Here is a 17,274-nt window from a genome sequence, read left to right on the forward strand (position 1 = left end):
GCGAGACGAGTACAGCAAGATATAAACAAACCTAACCTAATTTTTCCCGCAAGTTTGCCCAAGCCTGCCATGGCTGGGGAAAATGCTTCACGCTTCTTAAGGCATTGGGAGAATCTTAAACACAGTAGCGATAGAAACCGTAACGTTTCTTCGCCCCAGCCGATTGAACCGAGATTCCCCAACCATGGATATGCCCTAGGCAAGGGGCTGAAGCCTCTTGTTGATAGGGAGTTTGTAGGAATGAATTGGCGGATGGTCGTAGGGTGAACTTAGGCGGCAAAGGCGGATCGAATGGCTTCAATACGCTTGCGGTTCACGCCCAAATCCGACTCGCCTAGGCGGGAGGCGGATCGAACATGGATAACCGACTGGGCGGGGTCAACAGAGAATTCCACATCATCCACATAGCCCATCAGTGGGCTGGTGAATTCGGCGTAGAGATAGGTGTCGGTTTTCTCGATGATGGCGGTGCGGGGCATCCCAGTAATCACAGCCTCTAACTGGGCCAAGGCACTGGAAGCGTCGCCGCTGTAAGCCAGGGGGGCAATGGCGTGTTCGGCGTCGGGGTTACCCTGGCTCACCACGCAATTGGGCGAACCGGGGCAGGGGGAAAGCTGGCCGTTTTTGACGCCCAGATTACTGGGGCGTTGGCCCGCCAAGATCGAACCGAAGAAGGGTAGGGCAGCCATGGGCAGGGGGGGTGTGGGGGCAGCAAGGACAGGGGGAACAGCGGCAAAGACGAGTCCCAGGGATAGAACCAGGGCGCTGAATCGTCGTAGAAGGATTATTGGCATAGGAGGCAAGGGGCAGTAGCCAAGTAATGAATAGTCGTGAACCGTACAGAGGTGGCCCAACGGTAGAGGGGCGGCAACGAAGATAGCGTCGGCGAGAAAACGTCACTCTTTGTAAGATAACAAAGGTTGACCGCTCACCTTGCTGTACCCAAAGTTCCAGGACACTATGACCACTACCCTAGTCGCCCCCTCCGCCATAGCTGATCTGCTGCAACAACAGCGGGAGTTTTTTGCCACCGGAGTCACCCGCGAGGACGAGTTCCGGCTCACCCAACTGAAAAATCTGCGGCAGGCCGTGGTTCGCCACCAGGATGAGATTGTGGAGGCGGCTAGGATCGATTTAGGCCGTCCGGCCTTTGAGGGCTACTTTGAGGTAGGGGTGATCAGCGAACTGGATCATGCGATCAAACACCTGCGGGCTTGGATGCGACCCCGCAAGGTGTCGCTGCCCCTGAATCAGAAACCCGGATCGGCCTGGGTGCAGCCGGAACCCCTGGGAGTGGTGCTCGTTATCGGCCCCTGGAACTATCCGTTTCAGCTCATTATCTCACCCCTGATTGGCGCAATTGCGGCGGGCAACTGCGCCATTCTGAAGCCCTCGGAATACGCCCCTGCCACATCCCAGATGTTGGCCAAGCTGGTGGCGGAAATATTTGACCCCGCCCATGTAGCCCTGGTGGAGGGTGGTGTAGAAACGGCCCAGGCTCTCCTGGCGGAACGGTTTGACCACATTCTCTTCACAGGTGGCGAACGGGTGGGCAAGGTGGTGATGCAGGCCGCCGCCCAACACCTCACGCCTGTGACCCTAGAACTGGGGGGCAAAAGCCCCTGCATCGTCACCCCCGACATTGACCTAGCGGTGACGGCCCGCCGCATTGTGTGGGGCAAATTTTTGAACGCGGGCCAAACCTGCATCGCACCGGATTATCTGCTGGTGCATGAAAGCATCAAACCCGCCCTAGTCGATGCCCTCAAGCAGCGCATCCAAGCTTGCTATGGCGACAACCCGGCCCAAAGCCCCGACCTATCCCGCATTGTTAACGAGGCGCAGTTTGATCGCCTGGTGGGTCTGCTGGATCGGGGCAATGTCCTGATCGGTGGCGACCACAGCCGTCCAGATCGCTTCATCGCCCCCACCCTAATCGACGGCCTCACCTGGGACGATCCGATCATGCAGGAGGAAATCTTCGGCCCCCTCCTGCCCATCCTTACCTACCGCACCCTGGATGAGGCCATCGCCGCCATTAATCAGCGCCCCAAACCCCTAACGACCTATCTTTTTGCTAAGGACAAAGCGACGCAAGATAAAGTGCTGCACCAAACCACCTCCGGATCCCTCTGTATTAACGACGTGATTTTGCAGGTGGCGGTGTGGGATCTACCCTTTGGCGGCGTCGGCAACAGCGGCATCGGCCACTACCACGGCCCCCACAGCTTCAACACCTTTTCCCACCTCAAGGGTGTGCTGAAAAAGCCCTTCTGGATGGACTTGAACTGGCGCTACCCCCCCTACGAGGGCAAAATTCAACTGTTTAAGCGCTTCATCGGCCTATCCTAGATCCAAGATGGGCCAGCCCCGCTGGGCCTCATACCAAATCAGAGTCCGAAAACCCCGATTCCCAGCCCCGCAAACCCTAGGGGCAAGGTATCCTCGCCCGCTGATACCGGGGGTAAAGAAACCGGATTTAGTCTAGGACGACGTTTTGCAAAAAACAGGGCTGATCGAAGGTTCGGGATCGGGTTCAGTCGTTGTTTATGTCGTTGCCTATATTGATTCAATATATTGAATCCATGGATCAGTACCGTCTTTTCGACCGAGTATAGAGAAGCATTGCCGTTGCGTAGGGCAGGAGAGCTTAGCCTTGGCTAATCGTAAAGGACTCCATCACAAGTTGCAGAATGCCGATGGGAACGCAGGTCTGGATCAACAGTTGCAAACACTCCTGACGCAACACCGCTATTCCCAGGCGTTGCGGCGGCTGCAACAGGCCCAAAAACGAGATCCCGACCTCTCCTGTGCCATCACCGAGGCCAGCATTTTGCGGCAGCAGGGGCGATACGAGTATGACCGAGGCCAGTATGCCAAGGCTGAGGATGCCCTGGGTCAGGCTCTCGCCCTAAAACAGGACACGGAGGCCTACTACTGGCTAGCTAAAGCCTACCTAGCCCAGCACAAGGAAGCGGAGGCTCTGGAGTTGCTTCAGTCGGCCTTTGAGGCCAAGACCCTGCCGAAGGAATTGGGCGGCGCGTATCTCAAGCTGTTGATGCTGAATCAGCAATTTGACCAGGTGGAGGCGCTGATTAAGACCCAGGCCAAGCGGTTCTATGCCACCCAACTGCACTGGGCTAGGGGCGCGTTGGCCCTCCACCATGGCGATCCTAAATCCGCCCTGGGCCACTTCAAAAAGATGGGCGATTCCGCCAGCCCTGGGGATCATAAACCCGCCTGGGAAGCCTATGCCTGCCACCAGTTGGGCGATTGGTCAGCGGTGGAGCAACGGTTGGAGGTCTTCTCCTCCTCCTTCGGACGACCTGCCTTTGCACCCACCAGGCTTTTGCATCCAGCGGTGCTGCCGTTGCGGTTGGCCCTCGCGGCCAAAGGGGGTCGTCGCATTCGTGATCTGTACGACCTCAAAGCGCCGGATGCACCCCACCGCACCGAGGCCAAACTATTAGAGCTAGTGCACCTGTTGGAAAATGATAACGTCCACGATGCCGCCCATGTTCTGATCGATCTCTCGGATCGGGAAAGGGTGGCCTATCCCGAACTAAACGCCCTTGACCAGCCCATCCTGCGTTTAGCGGGGCAGCAAGCCCTGGAGCAGGGGCAGGTGGACTGCACCGTTAATTTTTGGAGTCGGGCGGTGGATCAGTCCGATTTTGACCCCCAGTTGGCGGTGCAGCTCTACCGGGTTTTGGAACGAGATCGGGACTGTCAGGCCTCCCAAAAGCTGGTGAACCAACTGTTGACCTGGGTGCAAAAGGCCGCCCAGAATGATCCCCAGGCTTGGCCCGATCAACGCCTGAAGCCGATTCAGGCCCAGTTGTACTGCTGGCTGGCTGATCAACAGATGAGCCTCCGCCGCTACCGCGATGCCGAGCGCAGTGTCCAGCGGGCGGCACAGTTGGCCCCAGAGCACCCGGAGGTGATCGGTCGTCAGGGGATGCAGTTATTTATCGATGACAAGTCTTCAGAGGCCATTCCCCTGTTGACCCAAGCCCTAGAGGCGGGGTGCCAGTTCGAGGAGGTGTATTTCGCCTTAACGGACTGTCTGGAGAAAGACAAGGAGGCGTTGAAGGCAGCGCGGCGCAAGTTTGGCAAGCGCTTCGGCGACCTGAACGTGGATACAGAGGTGGAGATGCCCGACTGGGTGGAGGCTCTCAGTTTTCAGTACTACGAGGTGATGGAGCAGTTTGTCTTCAACAGCGAGACCCTATCACCGCCCCTCAAAGCAGTGGGAATCTTTCTAGGTGCCGCTGAGGGAGACCCCAGCAGTAGCCAGAAGATTGGCCTTGATCTAGACGCGGCGGTGGCCGATTGGGATCAATTGCTGGCGAGCCATGACCCCAGCCAGCAGGTGGATATTCTAACGGCCATTTACCTGGTGATGCAGCAGCATGGTCGCCGCAACCAAAAGGGGCTAACCGCCCAGCAAAGTCGCTATGCCCAGCAGATTTTTGAGTTGATCCCCACCGTGCCGGAGGCCAACCTCGCCCACCTAATGCTGTTGCCCCTGAAGAAGCTTTCCAAGGAACGCCTCGCCCTGGCGGTAACGGCTAGCCTGCGCCTTTCCCCCCAGCCGGGGCAGTTGCTTGCCCAGGCCCAGTTGCGGCTCAGTTGGTTTGTCCATAATGCGGCCCTGGCCCCCTTCATTGAAGACTACCTCCGCCAGGATCCCCAAAATCCGCTGCTGTTGCTGGCCAAGGCCACCCTCCATCCCCGCAACTCCCGCGACTACCAACGGCTCTACGACGAAGGCTTTGACCTGGCCCGCCGCCTGCAAGACGCCGCCGCCCTGCAAGCCTGTCGCGAACAGGACTGGTTGAAGGCCCAAGACATGACCCGCCGCGCCGTGTCGGGTAACCTCGATGCCCTGGATAACCCCAACCCTGCGGCCATCATCAATATTTTGAAAAATATGTTCGAGGAGCAGATGGGAACCCAAGTTCCCCCGGAGGTGTTTGCCCAAATGCTGCCGGAACTGATGGCGGGCGGGGGCAGCGGGGATTGGAACCCCTTTCTAGAAGGCTTTGACGACGACGATGAAGACTTTGAGGACGACGACGATATCCCGCCCTTCTTCCCACCCGATATCAAGAAGTTTTCTAAGTCAAAAAAACGCAAACCCTGGTATGAACTCTAGCGGGCGGGGAGACTCTGCCCCTCCCCAATCCCAATCCCTGATTCCCATCCCCATCGCCAATCCTCACCATGCAAGAGCATTACGACCGCCTCGGCCTTGTCCCCGGAGCCACCCCCGCCGACATCAAAGCGGCCTATCATAGCAAGCTGAAGGAATTTCCGGCCCATAGCCATCCGGAAGACTTCAAGGCGATTCGCGCTGCCTACGAGGTTCTGCGCAAAGGGCCGAAGCCGGAGGCGGATTTCTTTGCCGTGGTTCCCATTCAGGCCACCCTCGATACCACCTTGCTAGAACCCATGCGGGAACGGGCGATGGCCGCCGTGGAGATAACCTTAGACGATCTGATTCGGCTGACCTTTTAGCTCGGTTACACTGGTTGATGCGTTTTGCCCCTGTTTCACAATGACCCGATCCCCCAGAGACCTGGCCCAACAAAAAATTCAGCTTCGCAAACAGCAGGAATCCCTACTGCGCGATTTGTTGACGGTGGTGGATGCCCTCGATCATGCCGCCGACCATTGGCACCAGGCGGACAGTTCCCAGCCGTCAGCCCAGTCCCCAGCCCAGGGGCAGCCGGATCCTGAGGCACCCCTACCCCAATGGCAACGCTGGCGGCAGTGGTTGGGCCAATGTCCGCTGGTGGCCCCAGCCCCCCTGGCTCCGCCCCCCACCGACGCCCTAACCGATGTGGTGGCCAGTGCCCGCCAAGGGATTGACCTGATTCGCGACTCGATGCTGACGGTGCTGAGCCAACATCAGATTGTGCCCCTGCCCGCCCGAGGCCATCCCTTTGACCCCAACCAAATGCACGCCCTAGGTCAGCGGGTGGATACCACCTGTGACCCGAATACGGTGGTGCAGGAGGTGGTGCGCGGCTATCGCTGGCAGGATCGAGTGCTGCGGGAGGCCCAGGTGATTGTGGCGGTTCCGCCCAGCCAGGACTAGAGGACTTCCCCCGCCTAGCGGTAGGGCACCGCCCACCAACCGTTCTGTTTTTCGTGATCTGTACCCATAAGCACCTTGAGAGTGACCCCATGGCCCCCGTTGTCGGTATCGATTTAGGCACCACCAATTCCCTGATTGCTACCCTGGAGGAGGGCCAACCCTGGGTCATCCCCGATGATGACGGCAACCTGTTGCTGCCGTCCTACGTGGGTATGGACGATGCGGGGCAACTGCTGGTGGGAGCCGCCGCCCGCCGCCAGTATGCCGCCGCCCCAGAGCGCACCATCAAGTCCATCAAGCGGCAGATGGGCACCGCCTACACCGCCACCCTGGGCGATCAATCCTATCGACCCCAGGAAATTTCCGCCATCATCCTACGCGCCCTGAAGCAGCGGGCCGAAGCCATGCTGGATGAAGCCATCACCCAGGCGGTAATCACCGTCCCCGCCTACTTCACGGATGCCCAGCGACAGGCCACCAAGGAAGCCGGGGAGATTGCGGGTTTTGAGGTGCTGCAAATTCTCAATGAACCTACCGCAGCGGCCCTGGTGTTTGACATCGACAGCGACGAGAGCGAGACCGTGCTGGTCTATGACCTAGGCGGCGGCACCTTTGATGTCTCCATCGTGGAAATTACGGGCGATGTTACCGAAGTCCTGGCCAGCCACGGCAACAACCGCCTCGGTGGCGATGACTTTGACCGTCAGTTGCAGCGCCACCTGGCCGACCGCTTTTTGCAAATCCACGATACCGAACTGCCCGACGATGCCGCCATCCAGGCGCGGCTGTTGCAGGCGGCGGAACAGGCCAAAATTGCCCTCAGCGACCATGCCTTTACCACCGTGCGCGAACCCTTTTTGATTAGCCAAGGGGAAACCGCCCTGCACCTGGAAACCGATATTTCCCGCGAAGACTTTGAATCCCTAATCAAACCCCTGCTGAAGGAAACCCTAGAGGCCATCGACCGCGCCCTCAGCGATGCCGACCTGACTGTGGAGGACATTGACCGGGCCATTCTGGTGGGTGGATCCACCCGCATTCCCCTGGTGCAGCAGTTGGTGGAAGATCACCTGCTCGGCACCCCCGTCAGCAGCTTTGAACCCGACCTCTGCGTGGGCCTAGGGGCGGCGCTGCAAGCGGGGGTGCTCTCTGGGGCGGCGGTGGAGAGCATCCTGGTGGATGTCAGCCCCCACTCCCTGGGCATTGCAGCGGTGATGGATACCGAGTTTGGGCCAATGCCCGGTCTGTTCAGCCCGATTATTCCGCGCAATAGCGTCATCCCCACCTCCCGTTCCCAGGTGTACTACACCGCCGCCAATGGCCAGAGCACCGTGGAAATCGAAGTTTTCCAGGGCGAAAACCCCATTGCCAAGGAAAATGTGCCCCTCGGTTCCTTCCTCGTGGAGGGCATTCCCCCCAAACCCGCCGGAGCCGTTCAGGTGGAGGTTCATTTCGACTTTGACATTAACGGCATTTTGACCGTCACCGCCACCGAAAAAAGCCAGGGCCAACAGCAGTCCCTCGTGGTCAACGATACCCAAACCGGGCGGCTCTCCAGCCACGAACTGCGCCAGTCTAGGGAGAATATCGCCTCATTGTTTGAGGCGCTCGCGCACCTGGCCGAGGATGAGGACGCCGAGGACGCCGAGGAGGAGGAGGATAACGCGAGTGACAACGGTGGCCACTGGATTGACGTAGAGGCCACCACGGACGAATCCGAGTAGGGCCACACCAGATACCCAGGTCAGTCGCCGCTGTTTGGAGAAACTCGCTTGTTTGTCCCGCCCCGCAAACCCTAGGGTCAAGGTATCCTCGCCCGCTGATACCGGGGGGCAACAAGCCGAATTTCGGATCAGCCCTGTTAACCCTTTGACAGGCTCAGGGCAAACGGTGCTGGTGGGATGCACGACCCCTACAGAATTTGGGAGAGGAACTTCTGGGTGCGGTCTTCGCGGGGGTTGCTGAAAAATTCCTGGGGGGTGTTTTCTTCCACCAGATAGCCGCCATCCATCAGCACCACGCGGTCGGCCACCTCGCGGGCAAAGCCCACTTCGTGGGTGACGCACACCATGGTCATGCCGGAGTCGGCTAGGGTACGCATCACGTCTAGCACCTCCCGCACCATTTCCGGGTCGAGGGCGGAGGTGGGTTCATCAAACAGCATCACTTTAGGTTCCATGGCCAGGGAACGGGCGATGGCCACCCGTTGTTGTTGCCCACCGGACAGTTGCCCCGGAAATTTGTGGGCCTGTTCCAAAATACCCACCCGTTCTAAAAGCTGCATGGCCTTTTCCTGGGCCTGGGCCTTGGGCCAGCGGCGCACCCAAATGGGGGCCAGGGTGACGTTTTGTAGCACCGTGAGGTGGGGAAACAGGTTGAACTGCTGGAACACCATGCCCACTTCCCGCCGGATGGCTTCGATGTTTTTGAGGTCGTGGGAAATGGTGATGCCGTCTACCTCGATGGTGCCCTTTTGGTAGGGTTCTAGGGCGTTAAAGGTACGAATGAAGGTGGATTTACCCGACCCAGACGGCCCCATCACCACCAGTACCTCGCCTTTATAGACGGTCATGCTAACGCCCTTAAGGACGTGGAAGCCGTTGTCATACCACTTTTCCACATCGCGGGCAACGATAACAGGTTCCATGCCCGCCTTTTGGGTCGATGGCTGCTCCGTCTGATACTGTGTCATGGACTTTTTCCCCTAATATTGCGCCTTTTTAGGCCGCTAAACAGCGTTGATCAAGACTGTTGAACTGGCGTATGGACGGGCTCAAGGGTTGACTTGGCCCAGCGTTTTCAGTGGCCCAGTGGCCCCCACCTTAGCCGAGGTACTGCCTATTTTGCCTTAACCGTAGGTGGTTTCGGGACGGCAAACTGTTAACTGTTACACGACGTTATTTCCTCGCTGGCTGTTATCGTCCCGATTGCCCCTTAACCTGCCTCCCGTCACGATGTCGTGTTCATCCATGGTGGCTATTCATCACCGCCATGGGACATCGATGCTGGACTACCGATGATCGGTGTTGAGCTTTTCCTCAATTTTGCGGCTGGCCAAGGACATGGCATAGCAGAAGAACCAGTAGATTACCGCCAGGAAGAGGTAGACCTCGGCGTAGCGGCCTAGATAGGTGGGGTTGGCCAGAATGGATCGGCCAATGCCCAGCAACTCCGCCAAACCCACGACAGCCAGCAGGGTGGTGTCTTGGAAAAGGCTAATAAACTGGCCAACGATGGCGGGAATGGCGATTTTTAGCGCTTGGGGCAGGATGATTAGCCCTAGGGTCATGGGCGTGTTCAACCCTAGGGACATGGCCGCTTCTCGCTGGCCACGAGGCACCGCTTGCAGACCTGCCCGCACGTTTTCCGCCAGGTAAGCGGCACTGAATAGGGCCAGGGCGATAATGGCCCGCAGCACCCGGTCGGGTCGGGCTCCCACGGGAAGGAATAGGGGAATCATCACCTGTCCCATGAACAGAAAGGCCACCAAGGGTACCCCCCGCACCACTTCAATGTAGGCGGTGGACAGCCAGCGCACCACAGGCAGGCTACTGCGCCGACCGAGGGCCAACAGTAACCCCAAGGGGAAACAGAGGGCAATGCCGCTCACCGCCGCAAACAGCGTTAGCAGCAATCCGCCCCACTCGTTGGTGGAAACGGGGGTGAGACCCATACCGCCGCCAATCAGCCAGATGGCCACAAAGTAGGACACAAACCAACTGAGGGAGACCCACTTACCCACCCCAGGGAATGTTCGCCCCACCTGACGACCCGCCGCCGCCATCCCCGCCACCAGGGCGACCATGGGCAGCAGTTTGAGAGAACTGGGCCGGGTGGGGGGAAACAGCACGATGAAGGCACAGACAGCCCCCAGACCCATCAACACATTGCGGCTAAACAGGGTAGACAGGTTGCGGCCCAACACGCCCCAAGACACCCCTGCTAGGGCACAGATGATGGCCAGCAAAATCCAGATTCGGACATAGAGGGCAGAGGGGAAGGTGCCCGTCATGAACAGCCCGAAGTTGTTGGGAATCACCTGCCACTGGGCGGTGGTGAAGGCCCAGTTCAATAGCCGAAATAGGCCCAGCCCAAAGATGGTGACAATCACCACTGTGAGGATGCTGTTGAACCAGTCGCTAAAGAGATTTTTTTTCACCCAGGCCACGGGGCCAAGGGCAAGGACCTCCGGCGGTGCCGAGGAAAGGGATTTGGGGGTAACGGTGGTCATGGCTTAGCGCTCCTTCCTTAGCGTTCCTTAAATTGCACGGCTCGGTTGAGCTGGTTCATGCCTAGGGTGATGATTAAGCATAGAATCAAATGGGTGGCCATCAACACCAAAAACACCTCCACCGGGCGTCCGGTTTGGTTATAGGTGGTGTTGGCGATGGAATAGATTTCGGGGAAGGCGATGGCAAAGGCCAAACTGGTGTTTTTGGTCAGGTTCATAAATTCGCTGTTCATGGGGGGAATAATCACCCGTAGCGCCTGGGGAAACACCACTAACCGCATCACCATGCCCGCCTGGAGGCCCAGGGAACGGGCCGCCTCCCACTGCCCCCGCGAGACGGACTGAATGCCTGCCCGGACGATTTCGGCCACAAAGGCGGAGGTGTAGAAGACCAGGGCCGACAGGGACGCTACGTATTCCCGAGTCAAGCGCAGCCCGCCCGTGACGCCGCCGCCTTCCACGCCACTGGGAAAAGTCCATTGCAGAGCCAACACCATAAAGGCTAGCCACAGCAGGCCCAGGCCAATCAGCCCCATGAGCTGGGTTTGGCCCCCGGTGCCCGTTTCAATCCGCAGCTTGGTGCGCCATTGCCAGAGAAAAAAGGCCGCAATGGCCACGGCGATGGTCACCCCAATTCCCAGCAGGGCCAGCACCGCACTGCCCGCCCAGGGAATATAGACCCCCCGGTTATTCAGGAAGGCCAACCCCACCACACTGATCTGGCTTTCGGGCCGGGGCAGAGTGCCATAGATGGCGAAATACCAGAAGAAAAGCTGCAACAGCAGGGGCACGTTCCGCACCAGCCCCACATACAGACGACTGAGCTTATGTACCAACCAGTTTTTAGAAAAGCTGGCAACCCCCGCCGCCGTACCAAGCAGCGTGGTGAGGGCGATCCCCGCCGCTACTAGGCTGAGGGTGTTGCTGAGGCCCACCATCAGCGCTCGCCAGTAGGGATCATTTGGGCGATATTTGATTAAACTTTCGCCGATACTAAACCCCGCTGGGTTACGGAGAAAGGTAAAGCCAAAGGCTCGACCTTGCTGAGATAGGTTTCGGTTGAGATTCCCCACAAAGAACGCGGCTAAAAGCAGCACGACGATCAGGGTCACCACCTGAAAGGCAATTTGCCAAAAACGCTCGTCCCGCAACAAAGTCTTCAGCTTTTGGAGGAAGGACTCGCCGCTACTATCACTATTCATCTATGCCACCTATAGAGCATTACTCCGCATCAACGGGAGTAGCTAAGCTGTATGCAAAATAATCTAAGGTGGATGTCACGAAAAGTTCAATTTGTTACAAGGTTTTATAAAAAAGGCCAGAATCTTCAATAGATTCCGGCCTCAAACGATTCTCAAGGGATTAAAAAAACAGGACGGCTACTGAACCGATTCCCAGTAATACCCCTTAGCGAAATGGGGGCGCATACATGAGGCCGCCTTCCGTCCACAGGGCGTTTTGGCCGCGCTCCAGTTCAAACTGAGAATCGGCTCCTAGGTTGCGATCAAAGATCTCGCCATAGTTGCCGACCTGGGTGACGACCTGCACCATGAAGTCGTTGGGCAGACCCATATCGGTACCGAGGGTGCCTTCTTGGCCCAGGAACCGAGCGATGTCGGGGTTATCCGTCCCGGCAAAGGTACCGATGTTTTCCGAGGTGATACCAAATTCTTCGGCCTGCATGAGACCAAACGTGACCCATTTCACCACGTCATACCAGGCCGAGTCGTTGTTGACGGTCACAGGGCCAAGGGGTTCCTTGGACATGGTGACTTCCAGCAGGATGTGATCCTCTGGGGTGGGCAGGGTGCTGCGGCGACCAATGAGCTGGGATTTGTCGGAGGTCATGCCTTCGCAGCGGCCTTCGTTGTAGGCGGCATAGGCGGCGTCGGCGTCTTGGAACACCACGGGCTCAAAGTCGATGTCGAGCTGACGCATTTGGTCGGTCAGGTTCAGTTCGGTGGTGGTGCCCGTTTCCACGCAGATGGCCTTGCCTGCAAAATCCTCTAGGCTTTCGATGCCGCTGTCTGTCCGCACCATCATGCCCTGACCATCAAAGAAGGTGGTGGGGGCAAACTCTAGACCGACGCTGGTGTCGCGGCTGATCGTCCAGGTGGTGTTGCGGGAAAGCATATCCACCTCACCCCCAGCCAGGGCGGTGAAGCGCTCGGTGGAATCCAGGCGGCGATATTCGACTTTTTCCGCATCGCCCAGCACCGCTGCGGCCACGGCCTTGCACACATCCACATCTAGGCCAGTGTAGGTTCCGGTTTCATCCACAAAGCTAAAGCCAGGGATACCACCATCGACACCGCAGATGAGTTGGCCGCGCTGTTTAACCACTTCTAAGCGACTGCCGCCCGTGGCAGGAGCCGTTGATCCGTCGTCGGTGGTGGTCGTTGTGGTGCCACCACCACAGGCGGCTAGGGTCAACCCCAAGGTGGCCGCGAGAATACCCCACTTATTGCGCATAAATCACTACCTCACTCACAAAAACAAAGAACTGTTAAAGAATCTAACCTAAACCATAAGAATGAGAACCCTGCTTAACATTCCACTGGTTTAGATTTTGATTTTGTATAACACACAACACTATACAGGTTGCCCCTGCTTTACCGACCTAGGGGAAATCTTGGCCACCCGAATCCGACGTGAATGACCTTACTAGCGCCATTGGGCTACTTAGGCCGTTGGGTTAGCAAGGTCAATAAAAGCCATACACAAAGAGGGCACAGACGCTAATGTTCCTGGGCGAGATCGCGGATGAGGGGGATTTTGGCGCGAATGTAGTGGTCGAGTTGATCGGTTTCGACTTGGTTGATGGGCTGTTGCACCATAAATTCGTCCATCAGCCAACGAACCAGGCCGTTATCGTCCAAATCGAGAAGGTTGGTGCTCTGAGAGCGGTCTACGAGAGACCACAAGTGGCGCAGAAGATGGGGATTCATGGCAACACTTAAGGATTTCTTTAGATTTATCCTAAGCGACCTCCCTGGGCTTGGCTAGGAAATGATGTGATTGTTCACGTTTCTGTCTTTATCTTCATGGCTGGATCCTAAAAGCCAACGAATCAAGATCGGCCCTAGCCCGGATCCTGACGAGTCACGGTGACGATGGCTTCCGTGATGCGGCGTAGTTGATCCGGTTCTATGGTGTAGGGCGGCATGGTGTAAATCAGTCGCCCAAAGGGCCGCAGCCACACCCCCTGCTGCACAAACTGGGGCTGCACCACCGCCATATCCACAGGTTGATGCAGTTCCACCACGCCAATCGCCCCCAGCACCCGCACATCTTGGACAGCAGAGAAATCCTGACAGGGGGCCAGTTCCTGCCGCAGTTGGGCTTCAATGCGGTGAACCTGCCCTACCCAGTCGCCGCTGTCCAGGATATCCAAACTCGCCAGGGCCACGGCACAGGCCAGGGGATTAGCCATAAAGGTTGGCCCATGCATGAAAACCCCCGCCTCGCCCTGGGCAAAGGTTTGGCTAATTTCCGTGGTCGCCAGGGTGGCCGCCAGGGACATAAAGCCCCCCGTCAGCGCCTTGCCGACACACATCAGATCGGGGGCCACCGAGGCATAGTCGCAGGCGAAACGCTTGCCCGTGCGGCCAAAGCCCGTGGCAATTTCGTCCAAAATCAACAGCACCCCGTACTGATCGCATAGTTCCCGCGCCCGTTTGACGTATTGCGGGCTGTAGAACCGCATTCCCCCCGCCCCCTGCACCACGGGTTCAAAAATGGCGGCGGCTAGGTCTTGGTGATGGGTCTCTAAAATTGCGGCAAAACTGGCAATATCCGCTTCTTGCCAGTCGCCCTCAAAGGGAATTTGGGGCGCATCGGCAAAGTATTGCTCCACCAAACTGTTGCGAAACAGGTGGTGCATTCCGTTCACCGGATCGCACACCGCCATGGCCGCAAAGGTGTCGCCGTGGTAGCCGTTGCGGATGGTCAAAAAATGCTGCTTCTGCGGCTGGCCCTGGTTGTACCAATACTGGATGGCCATTTTCATCGCCACCTCCACCGCCACCGAGCCAGAATCACAGAAAAACACATGCTGGAGCGGGGCCGGAGTCAGTTCCACCAGTTTGTGGGCCAACTGCACGGCGGGCTGATGGGTCAAACCGCCAAACATCACATGGCTCATCCGCCCCATTTGGTCGAGAGCCGCCTGATTCAATTGGGGATGGTTATAGCCATGGATGCACGTCCACCAGGAAGACATGCCATCGACTAAACGCTCCCCGGTTTCTAACTCTAGGTAAACCCCCTGGGCCGAACGCACCGGAAAGGTTGGCCTCGGATTGGGCATCGGCGCGTAGGGATGCCACACATGCTGACGATCCAGATCCATCAGGCGATCCGTAGGCAGAAATTCCATTAGAGCGCTTACCAGACAAGGGTTTTGGACAACATCATGGGGATTTAATACGGGGATTTAATTGGGTCGAATGATGGATATGCCGTAGGCTTGGGCGGAGAGGTAGTGTTGAGCCGCCCGCTGCACGTCGGCCACCGTGAGGCGTTGGATGTGGTTGGGGTAGTGGAGACCATCGGCGATGTTGCCCGTGAGGGTGTGGTAGAAGCCGTAGAGTCCGGCCCGGTCGCTGGGGGTTTCGTTGGCGAAGATGAAGCGGTTGGCCACCTGGGTTTGCACCCGTTGTAGTTCCGCTGGGCTGACGGGGGTGTCGAGGATGGCCTGGATGTGGTCGGTGATGGCCTGTTCCACGGTGTCCAGATGTTCCGGATCGAGTTTGGCGGAGACCATGAATGCGCCCTGGTAGGCCAGGGTCATGTTGCTACAGCCGATGCTGCTGACCAGTTTGCGGTCTTCCCGCAGGTCGCGCACGAGGCGAGAGGTGCGCCCCCGCCCCAGCACCGACGCCACAATATCCAGGGCGTAGGTATCGTCGAGGTCTACCAGACCGGGGACGCGCCAGGTGAGGGTGAGGCGGGCCTGGGTGAGGGTGGGATCGCGATGGACGACTCGCTGAACGGTGGCAAAGGGAGGCTCCCCGTCGTAGTCCAGCAGGGGTTTGAACTGATCCATGGAGGGGGGCCGCTGCCGTCCCCGCTGGGCGGTGGCCAGATCAAACCCTTCGGCCACGGTGGCGATCAGGTCTTCCACGGGCAGGTTGCCCACGGCCACGGCGGTCATGCTCTGGGGCTGATACCAGGTGCTATGGAAGTCGCGCATTTGATCCACCGCCAGGGCTTCGATTACCTCGGCTGGTCCCAGCACCGGACGACGGTAGGGCAAGCGCTCGAAGGTGAGTTCCATGGATCGGGCGTAGGTGCGGCGGCGGGGGTTGTCATCGGCGCGGCGAATTTCTTCCAAAATTACGGGGCGTTCCCGTTCAAAGTCGGTTTCGCTGAGGCGGGGGGCGATCACCATCTGAATTTGCAGCGGGGCCAAGGCCCGAAAGTCCTTGGGGGCGGTGGTGATGTAGTACTTGGTGTAGTCTTGGCTGGTGGCGGCGTTGGTGACGGCTCCCCGTTCTTCAATGCGCCGTTCAAATTCGCCACAGGGCAGGTTGGCGGTGCCCTTAAAAATCATGTGTTCTAAAAAGTGGGCCATACCGTTGATGGCGTTACTTTCCACCACTGACCCCACCCGCAGCCACAGGCTGAGGTTGACCACCTCCAGGGGCATTTGCTCGGCAATGATCGTCAGGCCATTGGACAGACGGCGAATGGTGGGAGACACCAGGAGGGTGGAGGGGTCAGCGGTCGCTGAGAGCAAAGCCATAGGTTACGGAGCGTAGGGTATGGGGCGTGGGTCGCGGAAGCATCGGTTACAGAAGCATCGATGACGGAAGCGTCGATGACGGAAGCAATGGTTTGGCAGAAGAATACTCCGACCATCTTAACGACTGACCGCCGGACTGTCTGGGACTTCCGTTACATTCCCTCGCATTTGGCCCTCGCATTTGGCCCTCGCATTTGGCCCTCGCATTTGGCAGCGGCGGTTGACGATCTCCAAAATCCTTGGCCCATGTTTGGGAAAGTATTGTAAATTTCGGGTATGTGGAGTAGGGGAAGCACCCGTGAGCACCTGGATTAAGGAAACTGACATCGCCATTTATTTAATGCAGGGTGGCTACTGGATCTCTCGCATCACCAAGTATCCCTCCCAAAATAACCCCAAGGAAAAGGTCGTCAATATCGCCAGCCTGAAAGCCTGGTTTACCCGCGAAGACTACCCCCGCGCCATGACCGTGGCCATTGGCACCGGAGCCCCAGAGCCCCAGCCCATGCCGCCCCCCACCCCCCAGCCCATAGTGCGAACCTCCGGCAGCACCAACAGCCGCATCAACGCCGCTGGCCTCGCGGTGATCAAAGCCTTTGAGGGATTGGCCACCACCGCCTACCCCGATCCCGGCACGGGCGGCGAACCCTGGACGATTGGCTACGGCCATACCTCAGCAGCGGGCGACCCCAAGGTCTACCCCGGCCTAAAAATTACCGCCGCCCAGGCCGAAGAAATCCTCAAGCGCGACCTGCTACTGTTTGAGCGAGCCGTCACCCAGTCTGTGACTCGATCCCCCACCAGCAACCAGTTTGCCGCCCTGGTGTCCTTCACCTTTAATGTGGGGCCAAACAACCTGCGCACCTCCACCCTGCTGAAAAAACACAACGCCGGAGACATCGCCGGAGCCGCCAACGAATTCCTCAAATGGGTCTATGCCGGAGGCCGGGTGATGGCGGGCCTAGAACGCCGCCGCAAGGCCGAACGCGCCCTTTACCTAGGGCAAAACTATCAAGCCTTCCTCTAAAAGTAATCCAATGAATAAAGTGTCCAGGCTTGGCCCTCATCCCCCCATCCCTTCTCCCTGAGGCAGGGTGGTTTCATACGAGTAAAGAAAAAACATAGTGGATCCGATTGGCCCAAAGTCTGAGGGCTTGAGGCACGGTTCGCCAGCCTTGCCGTCGGGCTAGGGTA

The 17,274-nt window shown here is 58.3% G+C and carries 14 protein-coding genes; 6 read left to right on the forward strand and 8 right to left on the reverse strand.

Features of this window, described 5'->3' with window-relative positions; all coding sequences use genetic code 11:
- Positions 1–269 precede the first annotated feature (269 nt).
- Positions 270–794 carry a DUF1499 domain-containing protein gene (locus H6G62_RS05920; RefSeq protein ID WP_190493190.1) on the reverse strand — a complete coding sequence of 175 codons (525 nt, stop codon included), beginning with the start codon at positions 792–794 and terminating at the stop codon, positions 270–272.
- 166 nt (positions 795–960) lie between these two features.
- Between H6G62_RS05920 and H6G62_RS05925 the strand changes: the two genes are divergently transcribed.
- From H6G62_RS05925 to H6G62_RS05945, 5 genes are all read left to right on the forward strand, one after another.
- Positions 961–2,352, forward strand: a complete 1,392-nt coding sequence (locus H6G62_RS05925) for an aldehyde dehydrogenase (RefSeq protein ID WP_190493191.1) — start codon at positions 961–963, stop codon at positions 2,350–2,352.
- Positions 2,353–2,656: 304 nt separating this feature from the next.
- Positions 2,657–5,158 (forward strand): tetratricopeptide repeat protein, encoded by a 2,502-nt coding sequence (locus tag H6G62_RS05930; protein WP_199324769.1) that lies wholly within the window; start codon positions 2,657–2,659, stop codon positions 5,156–5,158.
- Positions 5,159–5,226: 68 nt separating this feature from the next.
- Positions 5,227–5,520: a DnaJ domain-containing protein gene (locus tag H6G62_RS05935; RefSeq protein ID WP_190493192.1), complete on the forward strand. Its 294-nt coding sequence runs from the start codon at positions 5,227–5,229 to the stop codon at positions 5,518–5,520.
- Positions 5,521–5,560: 40 nt separating this feature from the next.
- The gene (gene grpE / locus H6G62_RS05940; protein ID WP_190493193.1) at positions 5,561–6,103 is read left to right on the forward strand and encodes a nucleotide exchange factor GrpE; all 543 of its coding nucleotides are present in this window, start codon (positions 5,561–5,563) and stop codon (positions 6,101–6,103) included.
- Positions 6,104–6,192: 89 nt separating this feature from the next.
- Positions 6,193–7,827 (forward strand): Hsp70 family protein, encoded by a 1,635-nt coding sequence (locus H6G62_RS05945; RefSeq protein ID WP_190493194.1) that lies wholly within the window; start codon positions 6,193–6,195, stop codon positions 7,825–7,827.
- A gap of 188 nt (positions 7,828–8,015) precedes the next feature.
- Here H6G62_RS05945 and H6G62_RS05950 read toward each other — a convergent pair whose 3' ends face one another.
- The 7 genes from H6G62_RS05950 to H6G62_RS05980 form a co-directional block, all read right to left on the reverse strand.
- The gene (locus tag H6G62_RS05950; RefSeq protein WP_199324770.1) at positions 8,016–8,795 is read right to left on the reverse strand and encodes an amino acid ABC transporter ATP-binding protein; all 780 of its coding nucleotides are present in this window, start codon (positions 8,793–8,795) and stop codon (positions 8,016–8,018) included.
- A 318-nt stretch (positions 8,796–9,113) separates the two neighbouring features.
- Positions 9,114–10,334 (reverse strand): amino acid ABC transporter permease, encoded by a 1,221-nt coding sequence (locus tag H6G62_RS05955; protein ID WP_190493195.1) that lies wholly within the window; start codon positions 10,332–10,334, stop codon positions 9,114–9,116.
- A 17-nt stretch (positions 10,335–10,351) separates the two neighbouring features.
- Positions 10,352–11,536 (reverse strand): ABC transporter permease subunit, encoded by a 1,185-nt coding sequence (locus H6G62_RS05960; RefSeq protein WP_190493196.1) that lies wholly within the window; start codon positions 11,534–11,536, stop codon positions 10,352–10,354.
- A 205-nt stretch (positions 11,537–11,741) separates the two neighbouring features.
- Positions 11,742–12,806, reverse strand: a complete 1,065-nt coding sequence (locus H6G62_RS05965; RefSeq protein WP_190493197.1) for an amino acid ABC transporter substrate-binding protein — start codon at positions 12,804–12,806, stop codon at positions 11,742–11,744.
- A 266-nt stretch (positions 12,807–13,072) separates the two neighbouring features.
- Positions 13,073–13,282, reverse strand: a complete 210-nt coding sequence (locus H6G62_RS05970; protein WP_190493198.1) for a hypothetical protein — start codon at positions 13,280–13,282, stop codon at positions 13,073–13,075.
- Positions 13,283–13,416: 134 nt separating this feature from the next.
- Positions 13,417–14,712 carry an adenosylmethionine--8-amino-7-oxononanoate transaminase gene (gene bioA / locus H6G62_RS05975; RefSeq protein ID WP_190493199.1) on the reverse strand — a complete coding sequence of 432 codons (1,296 nt, stop codon included), beginning with the start codon at positions 14,710–14,712 and terminating at the stop codon, positions 13,417–13,419.
- A gap of 57 nt (positions 14,713–14,769) precedes the next feature.
- Positions 14,770–16,080 carry a pitrilysin family protein gene (locus tag H6G62_RS05980; RefSeq protein ID WP_190493200.1) on the reverse strand — a complete coding sequence of 437 codons (1,311 nt, stop codon included), beginning with the start codon at positions 16,078–16,080 and terminating at the stop codon, positions 14,770–14,772.
- 298 nt (positions 16,081–16,378) lie between these two features.
- Here H6G62_RS05980 and H6G62_RS05985 point away from each other — a divergent pair, with 298 nt between their 5' ends.
- Positions 16,379–17,107 (forward strand): lysozyme, encoded by a 729-nt coding sequence (locus tag H6G62_RS05985; protein ID WP_199324771.1) that lies wholly within the window; start codon positions 16,379–16,381, stop codon positions 17,105–17,107.
- The last annotated feature ends 167 nt before the right edge of the window (positions 17,108–17,274 follow it).

This window comes from Phormidium sp. FACHB-1136 (assembly GCF_014697375.1).
In the GTDB taxonomy this organism is placed as follows: domain Bacteria; phylum Cyanobacteriota; class Cyanobacteriia; order Phormidesmidales; family Phormidesmidaceae; genus Nodosilinea.

Coding starts and splice junctions, on each gene's coding strand:
- H6G62_RS05920 (WP_190493190.1), bottom strand. CDS start 794: ATGCCAATAATCCTTCTACGACGATTCAGCGCCCTGGTTCTATCCCTG.
- H6G62_RS05925 (WP_190493191.1), top strand. CDS start 961: ATGACCACTACCCTAGTCGCCCCCTCCGCCATAGCTGATCTGCTGCAA.
- H6G62_RS05935 (WP_190493192.1), top strand. CDS start 5,227: ATGCAAGAGCATTACGACCGCCTCGGCCTTGTCCCCGGAGCCACCCCC.
- grpE (WP_190493193.1), top strand. CDS start 5,561: ATGACCCGATCCCCCAGAGACCTGGCCCAACAAAAAATTCAGCTTCGC.
- H6G62_RS05945 (WP_190493194.1), top strand. CDS start 6,193: ATGGCCCCCGTTGTCGGTATCGATTTAGGCACCACCAATTCCCTGATT.
- H6G62_RS05950 (WP_199324770.1), bottom strand. CDS start 8,795: ATGACACAGTATCAGACGGAGCAGCCATCGACCCAAAAGGCGGGCATG.
- H6G62_RS05955 (WP_190493195.1), bottom strand. CDS start 10,334: ATGACCACCGTTACCCCCAAATCCCTTTCCTCGGCACCGCCGGAGGTC.
- H6G62_RS05960 (WP_190493196.1), bottom strand. CDS start 11,536: ATGAATAGTGATAGTAGCGGCGAGTCCTTCCTCCAAAAGCTGAAGACT.
- H6G62_RS05965 (WP_190493197.1), bottom strand. CDS start 12,806: ATGCGCAATAAGTGGGGTATTCTCGCGGCCACCTTGGGGTTGACCCTA.
- H6G62_RS05970 (WP_190493198.1), bottom strand. CDS start 13,282: ATGAATCCCCATCTTCTGCGCCACTTGTGGTCTCTCGTAGACCGCTCT.
- bioA (WP_190493199.1), bottom strand. CDS start 14,712: ATGGAATTTCTGCCTACGGATCGCCTGATGGATCTGGATCGTCAGCAT.
- H6G62_RS05980 (WP_190493200.1), bottom strand. CDS start 16,080: ATGGCTTTGCTCTCAGCGACCGCTGACCCCTCCACCCTCCTGGTGTCT.